The 21,498-nt window shown below is 57.9% G+C and carries 14 protein-coding genes and 1 pseudogene; 11 read left to right on the top strand and 4 right to left on the bottom strand.

Translation table 11 applies throughout. The annotated features are described in order from the left end of the window. Positions 1-15 precede the first annotated feature (15 nt). Both BUE92_RS18850 and BUE92_RS18845 read right to left on the bottom strand, forming a co-directional pair. Complete coding sequence (locus BUE92_RS18850; RefSeq protein WP_073525679.1) at positions 16-5,127, bottom strand: DUF6543 domain-containing protein; 5,112 nt, start codon at positions 5,125-5,127, stop codon at positions 16-18. A 194-nt stretch (positions 5,128-5,321) separates the two neighbouring features. Further along, positions 5,322-5,549: a hypothetical protein gene (locus BUE92_RS18845; protein WP_073525678.1), complete on the bottom strand. Its 228-nt coding sequence runs from the start codon at positions 5,547-5,549 to the stop codon at positions 5,322-5,324. A gap of 283 nt (positions 5,550-5,832) precedes the next feature. Here BUE92_RS18845 and BUE92_RS18840 point away from each other — a divergent pair, with 283 nt between their 5' ends. Further along, a complete protein-coding gene (locus tag BUE92_RS18840; protein ID WP_073525677.1) occupies positions 5,833-6,840 on the top strand; it encodes a DUF418 domain-containing protein in 1,008 nt (335 codons plus the stop codon). A 10-nt stretch (positions 6,841-6,850) separates the two neighbouring features. On the opposite strand, the gene BUE92_RS18835 is transcribed toward BUE92_RS18840, so the two are convergent. Beyond that, positions 6,851-7,144, bottom strand: coding sequence for a hypothetical protein (locus BUE92_RS18835; RefSeq protein WP_073525676.1), 294 nt, complete (start codon positions 7,142-7,144; stop codon positions 6,851-6,853). A 109-nt stretch (positions 7,145-7,253) separates the two neighbouring features. Further along, positions 7,254-7,451, bottom strand: coding sequence for a hypothetical protein (locus BUE92_RS18830; RefSeq protein ID WP_073525674.1), 198 nt, complete (start codon positions 7,449-7,451; stop codon positions 7,254-7,256). Positions 7,452-7,858: 407 nt separating this feature from the next. Here BUE92_RS18830 and BUE92_RS18825 point away from each other — a divergent pair, with 407 nt between their 5' ends. The 10 genes and pseudogenes from BUE92_RS18825 to BUE92_RS28130 all read left to right on the top strand — a co-directional run bounded on the left by BUE92_RS18825 (position 7,859) and on the right by BUE92_RS28130 (position 21,444). Next, the gene (locus BUE92_RS18825) at positions 7,859-8,542 is read left to right on the top strand and encodes an IS30 family transposase (RefSeq protein WP_073525671.1); all 684 of its coding nucleotides are present in this window, start codon (positions 7,859-7,861) and stop codon (positions 8,540-8,542) included. A gap of 355 nt (positions 8,543-8,897) precedes the next feature. Then, positions 8,898-9,401 carry a type VI secretion system contractile sheath small subunit gene (tssB, locus tag BUE92_RS18820; protein ID WP_073525670.1) on the top strand — a complete coding sequence of 168 codons (504 nt, stop codon included), beginning with the start codon at positions 8,898-8,900 and terminating at the stop codon, positions 9,399-9,401. Positions 9,402-9,435: 34 nt separating this feature from the next. Then, entirely contained in the window at positions 9,436-10,974 is a 1,539-nt protein-coding gene (gene tssC / locus BUE92_RS18815) for a type VI secretion system contractile sheath large subunit (RefSeq protein WP_073525669.1), read from the top strand. Between the two features lie 23 nt (positions 10,975-10,997). After that, positions 10,998-12,353 (top strand): type VI secretion system baseplate subunit TssK, encoded by a 1,356-nt coding sequence (gene tssK / locus BUE92_RS18810; RefSeq protein ID WP_073525668.1) that lies wholly within the window; start codon positions 10,998-11,000, stop codon positions 12,351-12,353. Continuing rightward, a complete protein-coding gene (gene tssL / locus BUE92_RS18805) occupies positions 12,350-13,033 on the top strand; it encodes a type VI secretion system protein TssL, short form (protein WP_073525667.1) in 684 nt (227 codons plus the stop codon). The genes tssK and tssL overlap by 4 nt, the downstream gene beginning before the upstream one ends. Before the next feature lie 190 nt (positions 13,034-13,223). After that, a complete protein-coding gene (locus BUE92_RS18800; RefSeq protein ID WP_256673984.1) occupies positions 13,224-14,759 on the top strand; it encodes an OmpA family protein in 1,536 nt (511 codons plus the stop codon). A gap of 23 nt (positions 14,760-14,782) precedes the next feature. After that, a complete protein-coding gene (locus tag BUE92_RS18795) occupies positions 14,783-15,274 on the top strand; it encodes an Hcp family type VI secretion system effector (RefSeq protein ID WP_073525664.1) in 492 nt (163 codons plus the stop codon). A gap of 154 nt (positions 15,275-15,428) precedes the next feature. After that, entirely contained in the window at positions 15,429-18,098 is a 2,670-nt protein-coding gene (gene tssH / locus BUE92_RS18790) for a type VI secretion system ATPase TssH (protein ID WP_073525662.1), read from the top strand. A gap of 2 nt (positions 18,099-18,100) precedes the next feature. Next, positions 18,101-20,374, top strand: a pseudogene (locus BUE92_RS18785) (type VI secretion system Vgr family protein); the annotation flags it as partial. 665 nt (positions 20,375-21,039) lie between these two features. After that, positions 21,040-21,444 (top strand): hypothetical protein, encoded by a 405-nt coding sequence (locus BUE92_RS28130; protein WP_143170004.1) that lies wholly within the window; start codon positions 21,040-21,042, stop codon positions 21,442-21,444. Positions 21,445-21,498 lie beyond the last annotated feature (54 nt).

Genomic DNA, 21,498 nt, shown 5'->3' with positions numbered 1-21,498 from the left:
CTTGGCCCGAAACGGTCAGGGGCCTGCCCGTTCCAGTGAGTCGAGCTCGCGCCCCAGTTGGCTGATCAGCAAGGCGAGCGAATCGGCATTTTTCAGCATGCAGGCTACGCGTTTGGTGGGGGTGGTCTGAAATATACGGCGTGCATCATCGAGTGTCAGCCCTCCCGTCAGCGCTTGAAGCCTGTACAAAATCGCTTCGGTATTCGTCCCTATCATGGGGTCAGTGTCCTGGCCGGTCACCCCGTCGAAGACCCGAAACAGTTGTGATAATGGCGTGGTCAGCGACAGCTTGGTTTTTTGGTTGCTCAAGAGCTGGGCCCAGAGCTCACTCCCTTTGAATGTCGTGTTGTCAATCAAGTCGGGAAAGGGGTGGGATGCATCCACGTAGGCAAAATTTTCTGTGTCATAAACATGATGCGAAATCTCATGTATCAGCGTGACTGCACGGGCATGAGCTCCGGTGTCGAATACTTTGTTCAGGTTACCGTCGTACTCCGTATCACGCTGGAAGAAACGTTTGTTCAGGTACAACAGCTGCTTTGGATCCGGCACGACAGTGAAAGCCATGAGCTCTTTAATGCCCGCGCCAAAAACGGTATGTGAGGAACCCACCACAAAGCGTTCCGAGCTTGCTGAGTTCAACGACGGTTTGAGCAGTGCGTCGAGAATTGTGTCGACGCTGAACTGTATCGATTTGAGCTGTTCCGGCTCCAGCGTCTGCAGGCCAAAGAATGCTTTGATCAAGGCTGCCGAGCGAGTGGCGGCTTGTTTGGTTGCGCCCAGTAGCAGGAGATTGGCCTGGGCATTTTGCGCGTAACGGGTCGCCAGTGTCAGTGCTTCGTTGATCATCAAATGCCTTTCGGGGTAAAGCGTTTGTATGGCGCGCATCCCTATGGCCTGAATGTTCATGGCCTGGCGTGCTAACGGATCGGAGTAGAAATTATTGACCGCCCGGGAAAGGGCTCGACGCCCGGCCAGTAACGGGCTCTTGGCGGTCAGCATCCATTGCAGACGCGAATTTTGCTGAATGAAGGGGCCCGCGTTTTTATGGATGATTCGCCAGTGCGTACCACGCTCGATCACCCGCATCACCTTGCCTTCGACTGCGGCGTAATGGTGTTTTTCGACAGAACGATAGAGGGCTCGTTCACTGTCTTTGACCAGCTCTTTGAGGGCCGGTTGGTCGACTTCATAGTGCTGCAGTTGAGTGCGTTCCGGTGCAGTGACATCAATACTTGGCCAGGCGATTTCAGCCTGGGCAGGCGGTGTGGTGGCAGGTGCTGCTGTGGTGGAATTGCCTGGGGCGGTCACGCTTGGCATCGATTCGCGCAATAAAGCCATTTCAGCGACACCTTTGGCGAAATCTTCCAGTGCTGCGCCCCAGTGGTGGCTTTGCAGGTTGTCGGCAGAGGCCTTGAATAGCTTGTAGCTTTGCCAAACGATCCATGGATAGGCCAGTTTACCGGCGAGAAATTGTAAGACTTGCGGTATCTCAGCGATAAAGAGCCTTTTGGTCAGATCCCAGATGGCCTGCGCTTTTTCAACGAGTTGGCTATCCAGAAGTTTGCCCAGCAAGTAGGTGTTGTCGATGAAAAACCGTTTGAACAGCTGCTCTTCGATGGCTGTGGACGCTAAGCTCGGGCGTGCCGACTCTGTGAGGTCGGTTCGTTTTATTGTGGGTGCCAGTTCGAGTACCCAATCCTGCAATGCGGTAGAGGACGCCAGGTCGCTGATCAAACTCGCTTCATCACGGTATTCCTTCAGATCGTGGGTCGGACTATACGGTGCGTACAGCACGTATGGCCCCAGCTGACGTTCACTCGAGTTGATCAGGTACATGCCTTGTACGTTAACGGCGATGGTAGTGTTCGGCATAAGCAATGCCAGCGGGCGGACCATGGCTTTGGCATTTAACACCGTGGCTCGGGCGAGAGCGTCAGGCATGTCGAGGATTTGCTGCAAATAACCAAATGCGGTTGGGGATAATAGTTTTTGCAGGGTTTTGGCGTGGGCATACTGCATCAACTGCCAGCGTAGCTGTTTGCCAAAACGTTGCTGACGTTCCAGTGCCTCAGGTTTGCCGACTGTCAACTGGGTAACCAGGTACTGATGGTAATCGGTGCCGAGGTTCAGTGTTTGAATTCGGCTCTGCAGCGTTTGATTATTCAGCCGGGAGGACAGTGGCACGGCCGTCGTGGAGGCGAATTGATCGGTTGCCGAACGTTGATCCTGGTGATTCAACGCGTACTGAACCAAAGACTGTGCGCGCGCAGGCACCGTTGACAAGGTGACTTGAATGTCGTCGCACGCCACTGTGTTCTGCTTATCCAGGTCCTGTAAAAGCGCCGATAACTGACTCTTGGCAAATTCCGGGAGGGATTTGAGTCCGTGCAGGTAGTCTTGGCTGTCGGAGGCATTGTGCCGATACTGCTCCACAATCTCCGCATGTAAGTGCTGGTCCTGGGGCGACGCCATGCCCAGCCAGGCCGGAAGCGAATGTTGAAGGATCTGGTTGCGGGCGAGAGCAATGGCTCGCGCCAGATTAGTGGGTGCAACGTGCTGAATGATCTGATTCTGCCACCGCGACTGCAGGCGTTCCACGGACGGCCTTGGCGCTAGAATCCTGGAGCGTTCTTCGTGTTGGCGTTGTGTATAGGCCTGTTGCAGATGATTGGTCAGGTTGTCATTGATGAGCCGGAGTTCACTCAGCTCGAAGCTGTGATGTGGGTAGCGGTTGTCGGGTAGCAGATTGTCCAGCAGCGTGAGGCGTTCATGGGGATCAAGTAGCCGCTCATTCAATTCAGTGCGCAATTCGCCCAATGAGCTGAATGCCTCAAGGCCCAGCGCCGGAGTCCAGAGCAGTGCCCGCCCAGAGCGGCGGGAGTCAAGTCCTCCTCGTTCTGTAAGGATAAAAACACTGTTAAGTGTGAGGTCGATACTGTGCCCCACCACCTTGAGTACCACTGAAAAGGCGTCAGGTCGAAAACCATTGAGGTAGCGTCGAGTCATGCGTTGATAACTGTCCAGCACCGTCAAGACGATGGCTTGATCGTCAAGGTCCAGTGATTGGTTCAACGCCCTGAGTTGAACCTCGCTCTTCAAGGCGGTTTCCATGGCGCCGGCTAACAGTGCGGGCGATGGTGTAAAAGCGATGGTTTGATGCAAAAAAGTCGAGAAGGTTTTAATGGCCGTATCAATGCTCGCATCGACCTGCGTAACGGTCATGCTGGTGAGTTGAGTCGAAGTCTGGGCCACGGGGGCGAAGAACAAGCCGACGTTGGAGGTGCTGGCCAGTGGTTGCGTTTGTGCGCAGAAACGTCGTAGGAAGTGCTCGACCATGCTGAGCGATGAAGTCGGTTGGCGCTTTTCCGTGAGAGTGGGGGGCGTTGGGTACTGATTAACCCACACATCGCGTACATCTACCTTATGGTCAGCGGTCGCTAATGTGTTGTTGAGTAATGTGGCCGCCGAACTCGATAAAGTAGGGCGCGCCGCCAAGTCTTTTTCAATATCGTCACGGGTTTGTTCCAGCGTTTTCAACTGTTCGCGAGCGGCGTTCAGAACGGTCTGGTTACCTGGCGTTGCGGGCTTAGGCGAGGCGTGCCAAGAGGGGGCCAGTTGCGTACTCCAGCGACCATGAGTTTCAAGCCTCGACAAGTGAGGATCAAGCATGCCGCGGATATCCAGCAAGTGGTCAATTGCCGCCTCGATGTTCAACCCGCCTTGGCTTTGGCGATAGAGGTCAAAGGCATACTCCAGGTTCTGTTCCTGTACGTTCAGGATGCCTTGCAATAACTGGTTGAAAATGATGCCGGACACAGGTCGGGTGGTTATCTGGGCATTTGTCAGTCCGGTTCTTTTGTAGTAGCCGGGGCGAGACAGATGGTGCTTCCAGCTTTCGCGTGTCTGCGGCGAGTTAAACAGGTGCAGCAAGTGAGCCTCAAGTGCGGATTTGTCGAAAAACAACTCCAAGCCTTTCTGCACAGAATAAAGCAGTACCTGCGTGACTGCAGCGTTGGGGGTTTGACTGATGACAAGCATGCTGCCTAGCTCGATCGGCGGCGTCGCTGGGCCTATCTGCGCTGTTTCCAGCATAGGGTGGGAAGAATCGGGTGATGAAGTTCCATGGAGCAGAGGCAATGCCAACAGTTGTAAGCGTTGTACCGGAGCCAGCCGCTTTCGCTGTTGTTGATCAAACAGGTGGGCGCAGAACCGGTCGTGCATGGCCAAGGCAAACAAGGCGAAGCGCGTAGTGCCAAGGGTGCTGGCGCCAGACCAGAATTCGCTGAGTTGCTGTTTTACATGGGCTAATAGACCTTGCGCCAGGGTTTGCACGGCACGCTCCCAGAGCAGATGATCCTGGGCTGTGGTATCACTTGTCCGGTCGGGGTGATGGTAACGCCTGACTTCCCCGGCAGGCCATGCGTTGTCGATGAGATAGTGCACAACCGTGGCGCTGAGCGAGCGGGATTTTACCGGCAAGGCGTTGGCGCCCCCCTCTGCGAAGCTGTCCACGCGGGTTTTACGCTGATCCAGCCCAGGGAACTGCGCAGCGAGCGTTGCGGCGATGTAGGCATCGACGATATCGGTAAAACTGCCAAGGCGCAGAAGTTCGTCCAGCATCAGTTGCGCGTTGTCAGCGAGGTTGCTCGACAGCGTGTGTTGTTGCGCCTCGAATACCTTGCCGGGAATCGGGCGTGTGCTGATCGACAACGGGGTTGAATCAGCCAGCGCAGCGCGCTGTGCGATGCCGACCAGCGATAGCAGCGCTTTGCGCTGTTCGGGGGCGTTGAGCCTTGTGGTCAGTGCAGCCGTGAGCGTTTGAACATCGTTGAATTTTTCCAGGCCATGGCTGGGCGTATAGAGAAAGGCCGGTTGATCCTGAGCGCCGCTCATCATGAACGCCCCCGCTAGCTCGAACGCCGACTGCGTAGAGGGCGTCACCATCAACGTGTCGACATACATCGCCGGTTCATGTGCGGCGCGTTGCGTGGCGGTGTCCAGGTGAATGGCCTCCAACCAGTCCAGATCCGTAAGTGTGAAGTTTCGGGACTTTTGTCGTTCTGTCTGTTCGCTGCGTTCGGGAAGGATCTCGGTAAAAAAATAGGGGAGATCGTCGCTGTCCATGCTATGTACTCGTACCGATGCGGGCTACCGGGCTGGTCGCCACTTGGGTGGTTAATCCAGCAACGATAAGGGGCATGACATTGACCCAAGGGTTATCTTTGTATTGCGATTGGTTTTCTTGAGCGTTGTGTCAAACGCTGAACCGATTGTGGCCCAACAGCCTCTGACAGCGTCACGCAACGGTGAGGATTCCCTCAGGCAGGGTGTACTCGCAGATTTTTCGTCATGCGCTCGCAACCTGCAATCTGCTCGAATCGTACGTAATGCGCTTGCGACGTCCACTCCTCGATCAGGATCAAATACTCGGCAGGCGGATTGATCTGGCGCAGCTGGCCGCAAAGTAGGCGCGTGCGTCGCGCTTTCATCGGCTGCTTTAGCGTCAAGATGACTTTGTCGGCGGCGCGGCATTCAGTGATTTCCATGACTGAGTCCCTCATCGATTGCTGGCGGCAAACGGGCTGGCCCAGTAGAGATGCCAGTGATTCTCGCCGCGTAGCGCTCATTTTTTGGCCGGGAGTCGGAGGCGTCTACTGTGATACCTGACAGTCTTTTAGTCTGTTGTGCGCTACTGCGCATAGGCCATAGAGCGTTGAGGCATATCGAAGACAGCGTCCCCGTGGATCAATCACCCTCGGTCACGACGTAGCCTGAAGGTGGACGTACCGCTGGCCTCAGCGCCGGGTTATCAAACAACGGGAGCGGTACATGTCCGACGGCAATGAGCGCATTGCGGTGCTCGACCAACTGCGTGGAGTCGCCCTGTGCGGCATGTTGTTTATCAACGCTACCTATTTCGCGGACGACACGCAGGGGCCGGTTGTCGTTTCCGGCGAGGTGGCTGGGTTGGAGGCGTGGAGCTACCACCTCTGGCAGGTGCTGTTCGCCGGCAAATTTGTGGCGATCTTCTCATTTCTGTTCGGTGCCAGCCTGCAACTGTGCGTGATGCGGTCCCGGGCGCGGCAAGCGCCTTGGATTGGCCGCCATCTGCGCCGGGCAGCGGCTCTGTATGCCCTGGGTGTGCTGCACAGTTGGGTATGGCCCAGCGACATCCTGCGTGCATACGCGGGCTTTGCGGTGGTGCTGCTGCCTCTGCTTGCCCTGTCCAGCCGTTGGCAACGCTGGGTGCTGGTCCTGACTTTTTCAGGCGCCCTGTGCGCGCCGCTGCTGCCTGAAGGGTCGGTGTTGTCGTTCCCGGCCGGCCTGTGTTTTCGGTTGTTGCCCTTTGTGTGCGGTATCTATATGGCCGGCGCTGGCAGGCTGATGGGGGAGGGGCACACGTCCGACCTTGCGGGGCGTTTTTTCATTGTGATCGGGACGATAGCGCTGTTGATGGCTGGCTATGTCTGGTTGGTGTTGATGCTGCCGGATGCGGTTGCGATTGAACGCTATCTGCGCCTCACCAGCTATCCACTGGCACTGTGTTACGGCCTGTGCGTGGTGAGGCTGACGATGGCGATACGTGACAGCCGCATCGGCCAGGGGCTGACGACACTTGGGCGGATGTCGCTGACTACCTACCTCAGCCAGGACAGCTTAGGTCTGTTGGTGATCCTGTGCCTGGGCCTGGCGCCGCTGGCCTACAGCCAAGTGCCGATCGTCGTGGTGTTCACGCTTGCCTTGCAGTGGGCGTTCAGTCACCTGTGGTTGCGGCGGTTCCGCTCGGGACCGATTGAAACCCTGGCGGGCTGGTTTATCCATGGGCGCCATCGCTGACATTGGCTAGTCAGTCCTCATCAGACAGGAACACCGCGGTCAGGCGTCGGTCTGCTTCGGTGAAGATGCACAGGGCCGAGCTGTCACTGATGGCGTAGGACGACAGCAGATAGCCGCCGCGTTCTACGGCCACATCGTTGTAGTGCCGATGCGCTTCGCGCACATCGCCCCAGTCGCCGCAGAGGTGTCGGCCCACATAGGGCAGCGGGTCGAGTAGGTCCTGGCGGATCAGGGCGTCGACACGGCTGGAAATGGTCAGGCCGCCGCAGGGGAACCGTGGCTGGAGGGGAGCGAAGGCGGGCATAGGGAGACGCAGATCCTCCACGGCGATGGGGCTTCGTACTCTAGCAAGGGAGATCATTCCGGTGACGAGGCGGTGGTCACAATCACGCTCGGCTGCATAGACAGCTTCGTCATTTCCTGGCGGGACCTGTGTCCAGGCCGCTGGTCGCCTTGAGCGCATAGAGCAGGCAGCGTATCGCTTCGCGATCCTGGTCCGCCAATGAACGGTAGTAGCGGACCAATCGCTCTTCCTCTCGGTCGAGCTGGCGGGACCGCAGGGAGGCATCCGGGGCGCTGCGCAGCGGGGGAGAAAACGCGGTGTTTGACATGATCCTAGTCCTTTATAACTTGGCATGGGCGTCTGGCCCTTAAACAACTTCATACATAGCGTTTAATGTCGAAATAGGCTCGTACTTTTTCGTGACTGGGAGGTTTTTCGGAAGTGGCTGTCGGACATGGTCGGCAGAGATGTGAGAAGCAATCTTTCAAGGTTCGGCCAATCTGACCTTCATCTTTAGATTGACGGTGGGAAGGCGCGAGCCGCGTGTAGGACGGCGGTCAAGCTCCATTCGAGCTGTCAGGGGGGATATTTCGGTGTGTGTCTGCGCACGTGACTGACATACAAGATCACGGCAATGAACTGCGAGGGTTTTTGAATGTCAGCCCACAGCCGCGAACGAAGGAGCCTTAGACTCAATCTCCAAGTGCAACACCCTCTAGCCAGTAGGGTGTCAGCATGCCCAGGCATTACAACCATTTGAGCGCTGAAGAACGCGCCGTTGTCCAGATCGAGATCCAGGATGGTAAGAGCATGCGATCCATCGCCAGGCGGTTGGGGCGCAGCCCTTCGACCCTGAGCCGCAAGGTGGCCCGGCAAGGCGCTGGAGCGTACAGCGCCACCGAGGCCGGCAAAAACTATCGTGCCCGCCGACTACGCTCCGTTCGGCACCGCCGGCTGATCAAGGGTGCTTTCAACCGCTCCTGCGTAGGGACGCTGGTCGAACGAAAGACGCGCTTTGTGATCCTCTGCAAGATGGACGGCTGCACAGCTGAAGCGGCACTGGAGGGTTTCAGTCGCCAACTGAAGAAGCTGCCCGAATCCATGCGCACCAGTTTGACCTACGACCGAGGCACGGAGCTGACGTGCTACCCAGAGCTGATGGACCGCCTGGCTATCGACGTGTGGTTTGCTGATCCACACGCGCCGTGGCACCGCGGCAGCAACGAAAACACCAACGGATTGCTTCGGCAGTTCCTGCCCAAGGGAGTTGATCTGTCGAGCGCGAGCCAGGAGTATCTCAATCACGTTGCGATGCTCATGAACACACGCCCGCGTCAGACGCTGGGCTGGAAAACGCCCGCAGAAGTGATGGACAAAGAGATCGCCGAATTCAGATCACGTGTTGCGCTTGCTTCTTGAGACCGCCAGCTTGCATGGCTGTTGAGCGTCAATGCCAGCTGGCTGGCAGCGGGGCGCAGCCGGGAATGATCAACGGCATGCTCATTGAGATGATAGGCGGAATCAAGCGAATCCGGGGCATATGTAGGAAATCTCTCTAATGCGTTGTCGAAAACTCCCTCTCGTGCTTTGGGGGCTGGTCAAGATTGATTGAGATACTTCATTGTAGTGGAGAAGGAAATAAGTGCGCGGCACGTAGCACTTTGACCTCATGAAATGGAATTTATGTACTGTGGCCGGTGGCTTTGCTAGCGAGCCGGTTAGGTACTGGTTCCAGTCTTGCTTTATTTGCAGCAGCAACTGGAGGGGTGGGGTCATGGCTTCAAATAGCTTTCAAAATGAAGTGCCTAAAGCACGGGTCAACATCAAACTTGATCTGCACACGGGTGGGGCGCAAAGAAAGGTTGAGCTGCCACTTAAGCTGATGGTGCTGGGTGATTACAGCAACGGCAAAGAACAACGCTCGCTGTCCGAAAGAAACAAGGTTAATATCAATAAAAACAACTTCGACAGTGTCATGGCTGAGTTCTCTCCTGGCCTGAAGTTTGCGGTGGCGAATACGCTGGCCAATGACGATTCAGAAGCCTCTGTCGAGCTGAAGTTTCAGCGCATGAAGGATTTCGAGCCGGAGCAAGTAGTGCGGCAGATCCCGCAGTTGCGTGCCCTGTTGGCCATGCGCAACCTGCTGCGCGATCTCAAGTCCAACCTGCTGGATAACGCAACCTTCCGTCACGAGTTGGAGAGCATTTTGAAGGATGACGCATTGAGCGATGAGCTGCGCGCTGAACTGGCTGCGCTCGCTCCGAGCCACGATCGTTAATCTAACTCGGTTCGCTTAATAAGGAAGTTATCACATGTCTGTTGAAAGCTCTAACGTGCAATCGCGCGACGCTGTTGTGTTGTCTGAAGAACGTTGCGGTGTCTACAGTTCACTGTTCAGTAAGATCAACTTGAGCCCGGTTTCAGAATTGGGGGATATTGACATGTTTCAGTGTGCGGAAGCGTTGTCGGAGGCTTCTGCCGATGAGCGGGTCACTGCTGCAGTCAGTGTGTTCTTGAAAGTGCTCAAAGAGTCGTCGCAAAAGGTTGAGCGTTTGGACAAGACGCTACTGGATGAGCACATTGCATCCTTGGATGCACAAATTAGTCGCCAACTGGATGCGGTGATGCATCACCCTGACTTTCAACGCGTTGAGTCGATCTGGCGTGGCACAAAGTCGCTGGTTGATCAGACGGATTTTCGCCAGAACGTGAAGATTGAGTTGTTGGACGTCAGTAAAGATCACTTGGTGCAGGACTTCGACGATGCGCCGGAGATTGCCCAGAGCGGTCTCTATGCGCATACGTACACCCAGGAATACGACACGCCCGGTGGTGAACCCATTGCCGCGGCCATCTCCAACTACGAGTTCGATAACCAGCCGCAGGACATCACCCTGTTGCGCAATATTTCCAAGGTGGCCGCCGCTGCGCATATGCCGTTCATTGGTTCCGTCGGGCCGGCATTTTTCGGCAAGAAAACCATGGAGGAAGTTGCCGCCATCAAAGACATCGGAAACTACCTGGATCGTGCCGAATATATCAAGTGGCACAGCTTGACCGCGAGCGATGATGCGCGCTATCTCGGCCTGCTTACGCCACGGGTGCTGGGCCGTTTGCCTTACGGGCCGGACACTGCTCCAGTGCGCATTTTCAACCATGTTGAGAGTGTTAAAGGGCCTGACCATGAAAAGTACCTGTGGGTCAGCGCAGCCTTCTCCTTTGCTGCAAATATGGTCAAGAGCTTTATCGCCAATGGTTGGTGTGTACAGATTCGCGGACCTCAGTCCGGTGGCGCGGTGACGGACCTGCCGATTCATTTGTACGATCTGGGCACCGGTAATCAGGTCAAGATTCCATCCGAGGTGATGATTCCGGAAACTCGCGAGTTCGAATTCGCCAACCACGGCTTCATTCCGCTTTCGTACTACAAGAACCGTGACTACGCGTGCTTCTTCTCGGCCAATTCGGTCCAGAAACCTGCGTTGTATGACACCGCTGACGCCACCGCCAACAGCCGCATCAACGCGCGCTTGCCATACATTTTTCTGCTGTCGCGTATCGCCCATTATTTGAAGGTGATCCAGCGCGAAAACATCGGCACCACCAAGGATCGCCGTTTGCTGGAGTTGGAACTCAACAAGTGGATTGGCGGGCTGGTGACCGAAATGACTGACCCTGGCGATGACCTACAGGCGTCACATCCGCTGCGCGATGCGAAGGTGACGGTTGAAGATATCGAGGACAACCCCGGCTTCTTCCGCATCAAGTTGTACGCCGTGCCGCACTTCCAGGTCGAGGGTATGGACGTGAACCTGTCGCTGGTTTCGCAGATGCCCAAGGCCAAAGCCTGACTCAGTCGTAGGGAAACGATGCCATGAAGATCGATCGTCCTCTATGGGCTGCAGGGGCGTTGCTGTGCCCGCAGCAATTCCAACAGCAGGCCCGCTGGGAGGCCTGGGCCAACGAGCAGCTCGCCCGTCTGACCTTGGCCCACCCTTGGGGGGTTCAGGCCGTAGGCTTTGACCTGGAGGCTTTGCGACTGGGCAAACTCAAGGCAACCCAACTGCGTGCGCGAATGCCGGATGGCACGTGGATCGACACCGAGCAGGTGGACCGCCTGCCTCCCGCCTTGGAGCTGGCGCAGTTGTTGGCTGACGACGATCAGCAAGTGTTGCTGCACTTGGCCTTGCCGCTGGAGCAGGCCAACGGCAACAACTGTCTGTTTGAAGGGGGCAGGGCTGATCGACCGATGCGCTATCGCCAGGCGTGGCGCGAGGTTCAAGACATCTATGCGGATGAGGTTCAGTCAATCGGTGTGATGGAGCACGCACTGAGCCTGCGCCTGCATCGCGATGACAATGCCGATTACCTGACCTGCCCGATTGCGCGTCTGGTGCGTGACGGGCAGGGCGCCTGGAGCCTCGACCCGGCCTATGTACCTCCGCTTCTGAGCTTCGCTGCGCATGCGGGGTTGGTGAGCCAGTTGGACAACCTGTTGACGCAATTATCGGCCAAGCGGCAACGGCTGATGGGCATGCGCCGCGAAAGCAATCAGCGCATGGCGGATTTTGCCGTGGCCGATGTATCGCTGTTCTGGTTGCTCAATGCCTTGAACACCTATCAGCCGGTATTGGCGGACCTTCAGGCGTTTCCTGCACGGCACCCCGAGCAGGTCTACCAGCAGTTGATAAAGCTGGCCGGCAGCCTGCTGACGTTCTCATTGGAACACGATATCGACAAGATTCCAGCCTACCGGCACGAATCTTTGGAGGCGGTGTTCCCACCATTGATGCACACCATTTCCCTGTTGCTGGAAGCCAGTCTGCCGTCGCGGGTGATTGCCTTGGAGCTGGAAGAACAGGGCGCCAATCGCTGGCAGGTCACGCTGAATGACCCGCGTCTGCGCGAGCGGGACGGTGCTGATTTCTATCTGTCGGTGCGTTGCCGGTTGCCCGCCGCGCAGTTGCAGGACCAGTTCCCACGCCTGTGCAAGATCGGCACGCCCGACGAGGTCAATTACCTGGTCAACGCCGCACTCGACGGCGTTCCACTGCAATCTCTCAGCCATGTGCCGGCGGCGATTCCATTGCGTCTGGAAAACCAGTATTTCGCGCTGGACCTGGATCATTCCAAGGGGCAGGCGGTGCTGGACGAAGGGGTCTGTGCGTTCTATGTGCCAAGCACCTTGGTCGACGTGAAGCTTGAACTGTTTGCGGTGCTGCGCTCATGAACCTGGCTGCTTCCAAAGAACACACAGCAGCGGCAGTGGACATCGATGCGCTGCTGCAGGATACCTACCTGCTGGTGGTCGAGTTACGCCAGGGGGCAGCCGTGCCGAGTGGAGATGCGTTGTCGCAGCTTTGCGTAGCACAAGTCGAACAGGTGCGTCAGCGACTCAAACTCGTGGGCCTGAGCCAGCGCAGCATCGATCACATCAGTCATGCGCAATGCGCGTTGCTCGATGAAACCGTACTCACTTGCGCCGAAGGTGACGCGCACGCCTCTTGGGCCAGCGAACCGTTGCAGACCAGATTTTTCAATCGCCATCAGGCGGGTGAGTTTCTGTACGAGGACATGCGTGAAGTCTTACGCGAGCCTGCGCCCGATCGGCATGTGCTGACGGCTTTTCAACGGGTACTGATGTTGGGTTTTCGTGGGCGCTACCGTGATCTGAGTGATCCCGAGCGGGAGCAGTTACTGGTTGACCTCAGTGCACGGATCACGCCACTTCGGCTCAGCCAAAGCCTGATAACGCAGGCGGGCGGCAGTGAGCTGATCGCAGGTTTTGCTTGGCTGCGATCACCTCTGGTCCATGTAGTGGCCGTGGGGATGGTGCTTACCGCCACATGGTGGGGATTGGATCATCTGTTGAGCGACGCTGTGGCCTCGCTCCTGCCGGATCAGAGGTGAGGGCTAGATGACCTTGAACCTGCATCGAGTCCTTTGCCTATGGGCGGGCGCTCTGACCTTCGCTCTGCTGGTCATCATTCCTCTCGGCCTGTGGGCGCGAGCATTGGGTGTATTGATCACAGTGGGTTGTGTAGCGTGGGCCTGGGTGCTGTTGGGGCGTTGTGCAGTTCAACACCATGGATTGGTTTCATTGGCTGATAACAGACTCCTGCCTGCGGCAGCATTTCGTCATCCTGTCGTTCTGGTCTGCGGTGACGGTCTGGATGGCTTGTTCGGCCGGGTTCCCGCCGAACAGATGGGCCTGCGCATAACCGAACATGGTTGCTATGTCCGTGTTCCAAGCCTGGAACAGCTGGTGGCTGTCACTGATGGGATCCTGGTACTACGCCCAAGCTGGCGCGGGCAACTTAGTGTGATGTTCACCGTTAATCCCGGTGTGCACAGTGATGGTGCTGTACTCGCCGGTCAGGTGCGGACCTTCAGCCACCAATTGTCTCTGGTACGTAAACGCGGCATTGCCCTGCCGTTATTGCTGGTGAGCTACCTGCAAACGTTGCACGGCGAGGAGCCTTGGTTCAGTTGGGACAATGATCAAGCCGACGCCCTCGTGCGTGATGCGGGTGCTTGCGTCAGGTTGGATGAGTGGCAACAGCATACCGCCGACTCGTCCGTACAATCGGCGCGGACGCATGCCGGTGTACAACTGAACAGTGTCGTTGCGTGGTTGCAAGACGCGGTGCTGCCGTACCTTGCCACGCGCCGCTCCCCAGGGTTGGCGACGGTTTGTGCGGTCAGGTTGGTACCGGCTTTGCCCGCCGCAGCGGAGGGCAATCTGTGGCAGCAATGGTTGCGCAGCAGAGTGGCTCTGGCTGACAACAGGTCGGCAGTGACGGATGCGGTCTTACCGTTCCCGGACGCTTTGCTCAGCCTGCTCCCGTGCGGCTCGTCGCGTTCCCCGGTACACCGCGCAAGCATCGCAGCATTGTGGTTATTCGCCGTCGCAAGTGTCATCGCACTCGCCAGCTCGGCGTGGCAAAACACCTTATTAGTGCGCCAGGTCAGTGACGATCTACGGCGCTATACGGCCATTCCACAGCCGACCCAGCGTGAGCAGCGCGAATTCCTTTGGCGTGAAGACGCCGTGACTGTTCTTCGCCAGGACGCTCAACGCCTGGACGCCTACTACCGCCACGGTGTGCCCTTGGCATTCGGCCTGGGCCTGTACCGTGGCGAACGCCTGCGCGCGCCGCTGCTGGCAGTACTGGCCGCTCATGTTGAACCTGCACCGACTGCGGCCCCTGTACGAATTGCCAAGCCGGTGCGGCTGGACAGTCTGTCGCTGTTCGCCACCGGCAGCGCCCAACTCAAGCCGGGTTCGACAAAAATCCTGATCAATGCGCTGGTCGACATCAAGGCACAGCCCGGCTGGCTGATTGTGATCGCCGGGCATACCGACGCCACCGGCGATCCGCAGAACAACCTTCGCCTATCCCACGCCCGCGCCGCTGCAGTGCATGCCTGGATGCAGCAGATGGGCGGTATCCCCGACAGCTGTTTTGCCGTGCAGGGCTTCGGCGCGAGCCAACCGATCGCCCGTAACGACACCGAGGCGGGGCGTGCAGCCAATCGCCGCGTCGATATCCGTCTGGTACCAGAGGCAGGGGCGTGCGCGCTCTCTACCGCCGGGCCGGACAGGCAACCCCCAGTCGCATCCCGCGACAGTTAAATTTCCGAGAAAAGGAGCTTCACATGGCAATTCCCGTTTACCTCTGGCTGCAAGACGACGGCGGCGCAAACATCAAGGGTTCGGTGGATGTGCAAAAGCGCGAAGGCAGCATCGAAGTGGTGGCCCAGGACCACAGCCTGTACATCCCCACCGACAACAACACCGGCAAGTTGACCGGTACTCGCGTACACACGCCGTTTCTGTTTTCCAAGGAAATCGATGCGTCCAGCCCTTACCTTTACAAGGCCGTGACCACCGGGCAAACCCTCAAAAGTGCTGAATTCAAGTGGTACCGCATCGACGACGCCGGGCAGGAAGTCGAGTACTTCGTCACCAAGCTGGAAAACGTCAAGGTGGTGAAAGTCGCGCCGAAAATGCACGACGTCAAAGACCCAGGCAAAGAGAAGCACAACCACCTTGAGCAGATTGAGTTGCGCTACGAGAAGGTCACCTGGACCTACAAGGACGGCAACATCATCCACTCCGACTCGTGGAATGAACGTCAGAGCGCCTGATGCGTGTGGAGCCGCAGGTGGTCTCTTGCCTTCGGCTCCCGGTGTGCTGGGTTGAGCGTCCGTTCGCGGGCGTTCAGCCAAACACATCGAATTGCAATTCCACGGCCGGTCTTATTGACGACACACCCAGATCCCCGAACAAGGATGTAACCGTATGGCACCGAATTCCACCCGCTTGCTTCGCCGTCTCAACCCTTACTGCGCCCAGGCGTTGAGTGCGGCGGCCTCGCTGTGCCAGAACCGTGCGCACGCGCAAATCACCATTGAGCACTGGCTGCTCAAGTTGCTGGGGCAGGGAGACGGTGATTTGACCGTAATCGCACGTCGTTACGAGTGGGATATGGAGACGCTGTGGTACGGGCTGCTGGAGCATATCGATGGTCTGCCACGCAGCGTACAGAGCAAGCCGCAGCTGTCGGAGCCATTGCAGCAACTGATCAAGAACGCCTGGTTGAAGGCCTCGCTGGACGATAACAACGACAGCCTGCGCTCTGTCCACCTGCTGAGCGCGTTGATGGAAACGCCCAGCTTGCTGGTGTGTGAAGCCGCATGGCCTTTGCTCAGCCTCAGTGAGGCTCAGTTGCAGCGCCTCTTGGTGTTGTTGGATCAATCGTCCGAGGAGCGCCCCGAGGTGCAGGCTTCAGCCGCGTCGGACAGCCCTGCAGCGCCTTCAGGTGAACCCGTCATACTCCCACCCAGCGCGACGAAAAAAGTTGAGGCGTTGCAGGCGGTGCTGGACAGGTTCACCCACGACCTCACTGCCAAAGCAGCACAAGGGCAGATCGACCCGGTGTTTGGTCGTGACGACGAAATTCGCCAGGTCGTTGATATCCTCAGTCGTCGGCGCAAGAACAATCCACTCCTGGTGGGCGAGCCGGGCGTTGGCAAAACGGCATTGGTTGAAGGCTTGGCGCTGAGCATCGCCCACGGCACGGTGCCGGACAGTCTCAAATCGGTCAGTGTACGCACTCTTGATCTGGGGTTGCTGCAAGCAGGTGCGGGCATCAAAGGCGAGTTCGAGCAACGACTGAAAAATGTGATCGACGCCGTGCAACAGTCCGAACAGCCGGTGCTGTTGTTCATTGACGAAGCCCACACCCTGATCGGCGCCGGCAACCAGGCTGGTGGTGCCGACGCGGCCAACTTGCTCAAGCCCGCCTTGGCCCGTGGCGAGTTGCGCACCATCGCCGCGACCACCTGGAGCGAGTACAAGCAGTATTTTGAGCGCGACGCGGCCTTGGAACGGCGCTTTCAGATGGTCAAGGTCGATGAGCCGGATGATGCCAATGCCAGCCTGATGTTGCGCGGCCTCAAAGGACGCTACGCCACCCATCACGGCGTGCACATTCAGGATGCGGCCGTGCAGGCAGCAGTCAGCCTGTCGCGGCGCTACCTGACCGGTCGGCAGCTGCCGGACAAAGCAGTCGACCTGCTGGACACCGCCAGCGCCCGCGTGCGCATGAGCCTGGACTGCGAGCCGCAGGCGTTGATCCGCCTGAGTGCCCGACAAGTGGCCCTGGAGCTGGAAGGCCAAGCACTGGAGCAGGATCAGCGCCTTGGCGGGCATGGTGCCGATGAGCGCCTAACGGTGATTGCCGCACAACACGCCGAGCTGCAACGTCAATACGTCGATCTGGAGCGTCAATACCGGCAAGAGCTTGACCTGACCCAGCAACTGATTGACGCGCGTCAGGCGCAGCCGCCGCAGCGTGAGACCTGCGCGCAGTTACAGCGGCAGTTGAGCAATGTCCAAGGCAACCAGCCGCTGCTGTCGCTGGATGTCGACGCGCGTAGCGTGGCCGAAGTCATTGCCGATTGGACCGGGGTGCCACTGAGCAGTTTGCTCAAGGACGAACAGGCCAGCTTGCTGATGCTGGAGCAGCAATTGGGCGAGCGTGTCATCGGGCAGGCGCCGGCCCTGAGCGCCATGGCCCAGCGCCTGCGGGCGGCCAAAACCGGCCTCACCGATGACAAGGCGCCGCTGGGCGTGTTCCTGCTGGTCGGCACCAGCGGCGTGGGCAAAACCGAAACCGCCCTGGCCCTGGCCGACAGCCTGTTCGGCGGCGAAAAATCGCTGATCACCCTCAACTTTTCCGAGTACCAGGAAGCCCACACCGTCAGCCAACTCAAAGGCTCACCACCCGGCTATGTCGGTTACGGCCAGGGCGGTGTGCTCACCGAAGCCGTGCGCAAACGGCCCTACAGCGTTGTGCTGCTCGACGAGGTGGAAAAGGCCCATCGCGACGTACTGAATGTGTTCTACCAGGTCTTCGATCGCGGTTTTATGCGCGATGGCGAAGGGCGCGAGATCGACTTTCGCAACACCGTCATTCTCATGACCTCCAACCTCGGCAGCGACCTGCTGCAAACCTGCATGCAGGAACAACCGGATGCACCGGACAGCGTGCTGCATGAACTGCTGCGTCCCATCCTGCGCGAGCACTTCCAGCCCGCATTGCTTGCACGTTTTCAGACCCTGATCTATCGCCCGCTGCAAGCCGATGCACTCAAGCGCATCGTGGCGATCAAGCTGGCCCAGGTCGCCAAGCGCCTGCAACGTCATTACGGCCTGGAGTGCCAAATTGACGATGCCCTGAATGACGCGCTGGTTGCCGCCTGCCTGCTGCCCGATTCAGGCGCACGCAATATCGACAGCCTGCTCAACGAGCAGATCCTGCCCGTACTCAGTCAGCAACTGTTGGAGCGCCGCGCGGCGCAGCAACGTACCCACGGCGTGAGGCTCGGCTACAGCGACGATGAAGGCATCAGCCTGCATTTCACCGGTGTTCAAGACACGGCTCAGCCCGTCGCCCTGGAGGTGTGAGCATGTCCAGCGAATTGCAAAACTTCTTCGACCACAGCCGGCATACCTTGAGTGTGCGCGATGTCGAGGCCCGGCTCGATGTTCTGGCCTTTGAAGGCCAAGAACACCTGAGCCAACCCTTCAGCTATCGCGTGGAATTCACCAGCACCGAGCGTGATCTGGCTGCGGAAAGTATGCTCGGCCAGGACGCCAGCTTCAGCCTGCACGCCGCGCCGCAAAAGCTGCCGGTCACCGGGCTCAGCGCACCGGAGGTCAAACCGCTGCGCACCCTGCATGGCGTGGTCACCGGCTTCAAACGCCAGTCCGGCTCCAACGACCAGGCCACCTATGCGATCACCCTGCAGCCGCGCCTGGCCCTGTTCGGTCGCGGCCAGCAGTTTCGCATCTACCAGCACCAATCAGTGCCGGAGATCGTCGAAAGCATCCTGCGCGGTCGCCACGGCCTGGAAGGCCAGGATTTTCTGTTCAGCCTCAAACGCGACTATCCCAAGCGCGAACAGGTCATGCAATACGGCGAAAGCGACCTGGCCTTTATTGCCCGTCTGCTGGCCGAAGTCGGCATCTGGTACCGCTTCACCAGCGACGAACGCCTGGGCATTGATGTGGTGGAGTTTTGCGACGATCAACGCCTCTACCAATTCGACATCGAACTACCCCTTCGCCCGCAATCCGGGCTGGGCAGCAGTGGCCAGGATGCGGTGTGGCAACTGCAATCGAGCCACGCCGTGGTCGAACAGCAGGTGCATATCCGTGCCTACCACCATCGCGATGCCAGCGCCCACCTGAGCGGTGAAATCGACCAGAGTCGGGGCGCGACCACCACCTACGGCGAGGCCTATCACTACGCCGAACCTTACACGGCCCTCGGCGATAGGCTGGATCAAGACGAGGATCTGCAAAGCGAAAGCGGCTACTTCTACGCCCGCCTGCGCCACGAACGCTACCTGAATGGGCAGACCCAGCTCAGCGGCATCAGCAGCAGCGCCACCCTGGCGCCGGGCCAGGTGCTCAAGGTCTCCGGCGGTGCCCCCCAGGCCTTTACGCCGGGCGCGGTAATCACCGGCCTGACCACCACGGCCGCCCGTGACCAAAGTTTCGAGGCGACCTTCCAGGCCATGCCCTATTCAGAAACCGTATGTTTCCGTCCAGAACTGAAGGGCAAACCGCAAATCGCCGGCACCGTCCCAGCCCGTGTCACCAGTCCACAGGCCAACGACCCCTACGCCCATATCGACCTGGAAGGGCGCTACCGGGTGAACTTCCTGTTCGATCGCGACAGCTGGAAGGCCGGTGAAGAAAGCGTCTGGCTCCGCCTGGCCCGGCCCTACGCCGGCGACACCCATGGCCTGCATTTACCGCTGATTGCCGGCACCGAAGTAGCCATCGCCTTCGAACAGGGCGACCCGGATCGCCCCTACATCGCCCATGCCCTTCACGACAGCCGGCACATCGACCACGTTACTCTACGCAACGACAAGCGCAACGTGCTGCGCACCCCGGCCAACAACAAACTGCGCATGGACGACACCCGCGGGCAGGAACACCTCAAGCTCAGCACCGAACACAGCGGCAAGAGCCAACTCAACCTCGGCCATCTGGTCGATGCTGAGCGCCAGCCTCGCGGCGAGGGTGCGGAACTACGCACCGATGGGCATGCGGCCATTCGTGCAGGGAAAGGAATTTTCATAAGTGCTGATAAGCAGTCGAAGGCACAGGGGGAAATGCTCAGTATGCGTGAGGCCTTGGCGCAATTGGAGGAGGCACTCCAGCGCGTGCGGGGATTGGCGAGCAATGCCGCAGCTGCCGGAGCTCTCGAGGCTGACGGTATGGTGCCGGAGCAACTCAAGGATGTATTAGGGCAACTGAAGGAGTCCGGGCTTCTCGTCTCCGCTCCTGCTGGCATAGCCTTGGTGACTCCAGAACATTTGCAGTTGGCTGCGGGACAGACCTTTAGTGCAGTGAATAACAACACCGACTTTAGTGTGGTTAAACGTTTTACGATAACAGCAGGCCAAGCTATTGGCTTATTCGCCAAAAAGCTGGGGCTGAATTTCGTTGCTAACCAGGGGGCTGTTTCAATCCAGGCGCAGAATGATCGAATGGAGCTGTTGTCTCGCCAAGGGCTGAACATCAGCAGCACCGAAGACGAAATAAGAATTACTGCTAAAAAGAAAATAACTATTAGCTCGGGTGGTAACTACATCACCATCGACCCGTATCGTATTGAAATAGGCTCGCCTGGTGAAGTTGAGATCAAGTCTCCTAACTTTGACTACATCCAAACAGTAGGGCAGTTGGATGCGGCGCTCCCTTTTCTGGCTGGACCTTTAGGTGATGAGCCGAACACGCTGATTTTAAACTTGTACGATACAGTGGCAAAACCGATAGCAGGCGTGCCTTACATTGTGACTTTCGAGAATGGCCAGGTCTTGCAAGGAAAGTTGGATGAGCAAGGTCATGCGATACACAGTCCTGTACCGGATAGTCCAGCGAGCGTGCAATACCAGTTTCCTGAGCCCCAGCCCGATCAGCCTTGGCCTTCCTATACGTTGCTTCAGGCGGCACTAGTGCCGGAAGGCACAAATGTAAGCCCACGTGGGGCAGGCAAATGGGTGACTCAAGAAGTCGATTATCACGGTGGGCGTAATGTCGGGCAGATGTTCCTTAATCGCTTGACCTCTATGGGGGATTCAGGCCGGGTATTTGGTTCGGACGGTAAGGACTATGAGCGCACTAAGCGCACTATGATTCAAGCCTGGCAGCCACTGGGAGAAGAAGAACAGCACCTTGCCGAGACGTCTGCGATACGCCAGTACGGGGATCAGCGTCGCATCGAACAAACATATCTGGAAGGTAATGACAGTTGGCAGGTATCAGGTAAGTCTTGGTATTGGCAGCCACCGACAGCTGATACGGTATACGAGAAAAATGGAGATCAATTGTGAGTGTCTCGCGAGCAAATGTATTGCGGGTATGGGGTGGTTTGGACATTTTCTATGTGCTCTGGTACAGCTTGAGTAGTTGGAAAGAAGGGCGTGTCCCGTATCTGGCAGATCTATCTAGTGTAATGGGGCTGGGTGATCAACTTGGTAGTTTTCTGGTGGGGATGGGGCTTCTTTCTTGGGGGCTGCAAATATCAATTGCACTAAGCGGGGTGTTATTTGTCTGCGGCTATAGGCCTGCACGATATCTCGGATTTGCACAAATTCCGTTTCGCGTTCTCTTTCTCTATCCGTCAGTTTCGTTGTTATTAGTGGTGGCAGGCTACTTGCCCAGCCTGTTGGTAGTTGCTTTTGTGGTTGGGTCTGAAGTGCTTAAAGCCTGGAGTTTGTGGAAACGAGCCTGATGTACATTAATTTGACGTCACTCAAAGTGAATGGTGACGTCAGTGTGTTCTATG

The sequence above is a fragment of the Pseudomonas fluorescens genome (assembly GCF_001902145.1).
GTDB classification, from domain to species: Bacteria; Pseudomonadota; Gammaproteobacteria; order Pseudomonadales; family Pseudomonadaceae; genus Aquipseudomonas; species Aquipseudomonas fluorescens_BV.
This window is presented reverse-complemented; position numbering and strand designations above follow the sequence as displayed.

What these genes read in the sequence shown, in the direction of transcription:
- BUE92_RS18850 (WP_073525679.1), bottom strand. Translation starts at nt 5,127, where the DNA reads ATGGACAGCGACGATCTCCCCTATTTTTTTACCGAGATCCTTCCCGAA.
- BUE92_RS18845 (WP_073525678.1), bottom strand. Translation starts at nt 5,549, where the DNA reads ATGGAAATCACTGAATGCCGCGCCGCCGACAAAGTCATCTTGACGCTA.
- BUE92_RS18840 (WP_073525677.1), top strand. Translation starts at nt 5,833, where the DNA reads ATGTCCGACGGCAATGAGCGCATTGCGGTGCTCGACCAACTGCGTGGA.
- BUE92_RS18835 (WP_073525676.1), bottom strand. Translation starts at nt 7,144, where the DNA reads ATGCCCGCCTTCGCTCCCCTCCAGCCACGGTTCCCCTGCGGCGGCCTG.
- BUE92_RS18830 (WP_073525674.1), bottom strand. Translation starts at nt 7,451, where the DNA reads ATGTCAAACACCGCGTTTTCTCCCCCGCTGCGCAGCGCCCCGGATGCC.
- BUE92_RS18825 (WP_073525671.1), top strand. Translation starts at nt 7,859, where the DNA reads ATGCCCAGGCATTACAACCATTTGAGCGCTGAAGAACGCGCCGTTGTC.
- tssB (WP_073525670.1), top strand. Translation starts at nt 8,898, where the DNA reads ATGGCTTCAAATAGCTTTCAAAATGAAGTGCCTAAAGCACGGGTCAAC.
- tssC (WP_073525669.1), top strand. Translation starts at nt 9,436, where the DNA reads ATGTCTGTTGAAAGCTCTAACGTGCAATCGCGCGACGCTGTTGTGTTG.
- tssK (WP_073525668.1), top strand. Translation starts at nt 10,998, where the DNA reads ATGAAGATCGATCGTCCTCTATGGGCTGCAGGGGCGTTGCTGTGCCCG.
- tssL (WP_073525667.1), top strand. Translation starts at nt 12,350, where the DNA reads ATGAACCTGGCTGCTTCCAAAGAACACACAGCAGCGGCAGTGGACATC.
- BUE92_RS18795 (WP_073525664.1), top strand. Translation starts at nt 14,783, where the DNA reads ATGGCAATTCCCGTTTACCTCTGGCTGCAAGACGACGGCGGCGCAAAC.
- tssH (WP_073525662.1), top strand. Translation starts at nt 15,429, where the DNA reads ATGGCACCGAATTCCACCCGCTTGCTTCGCCGTCTCAACCCTTACTGC.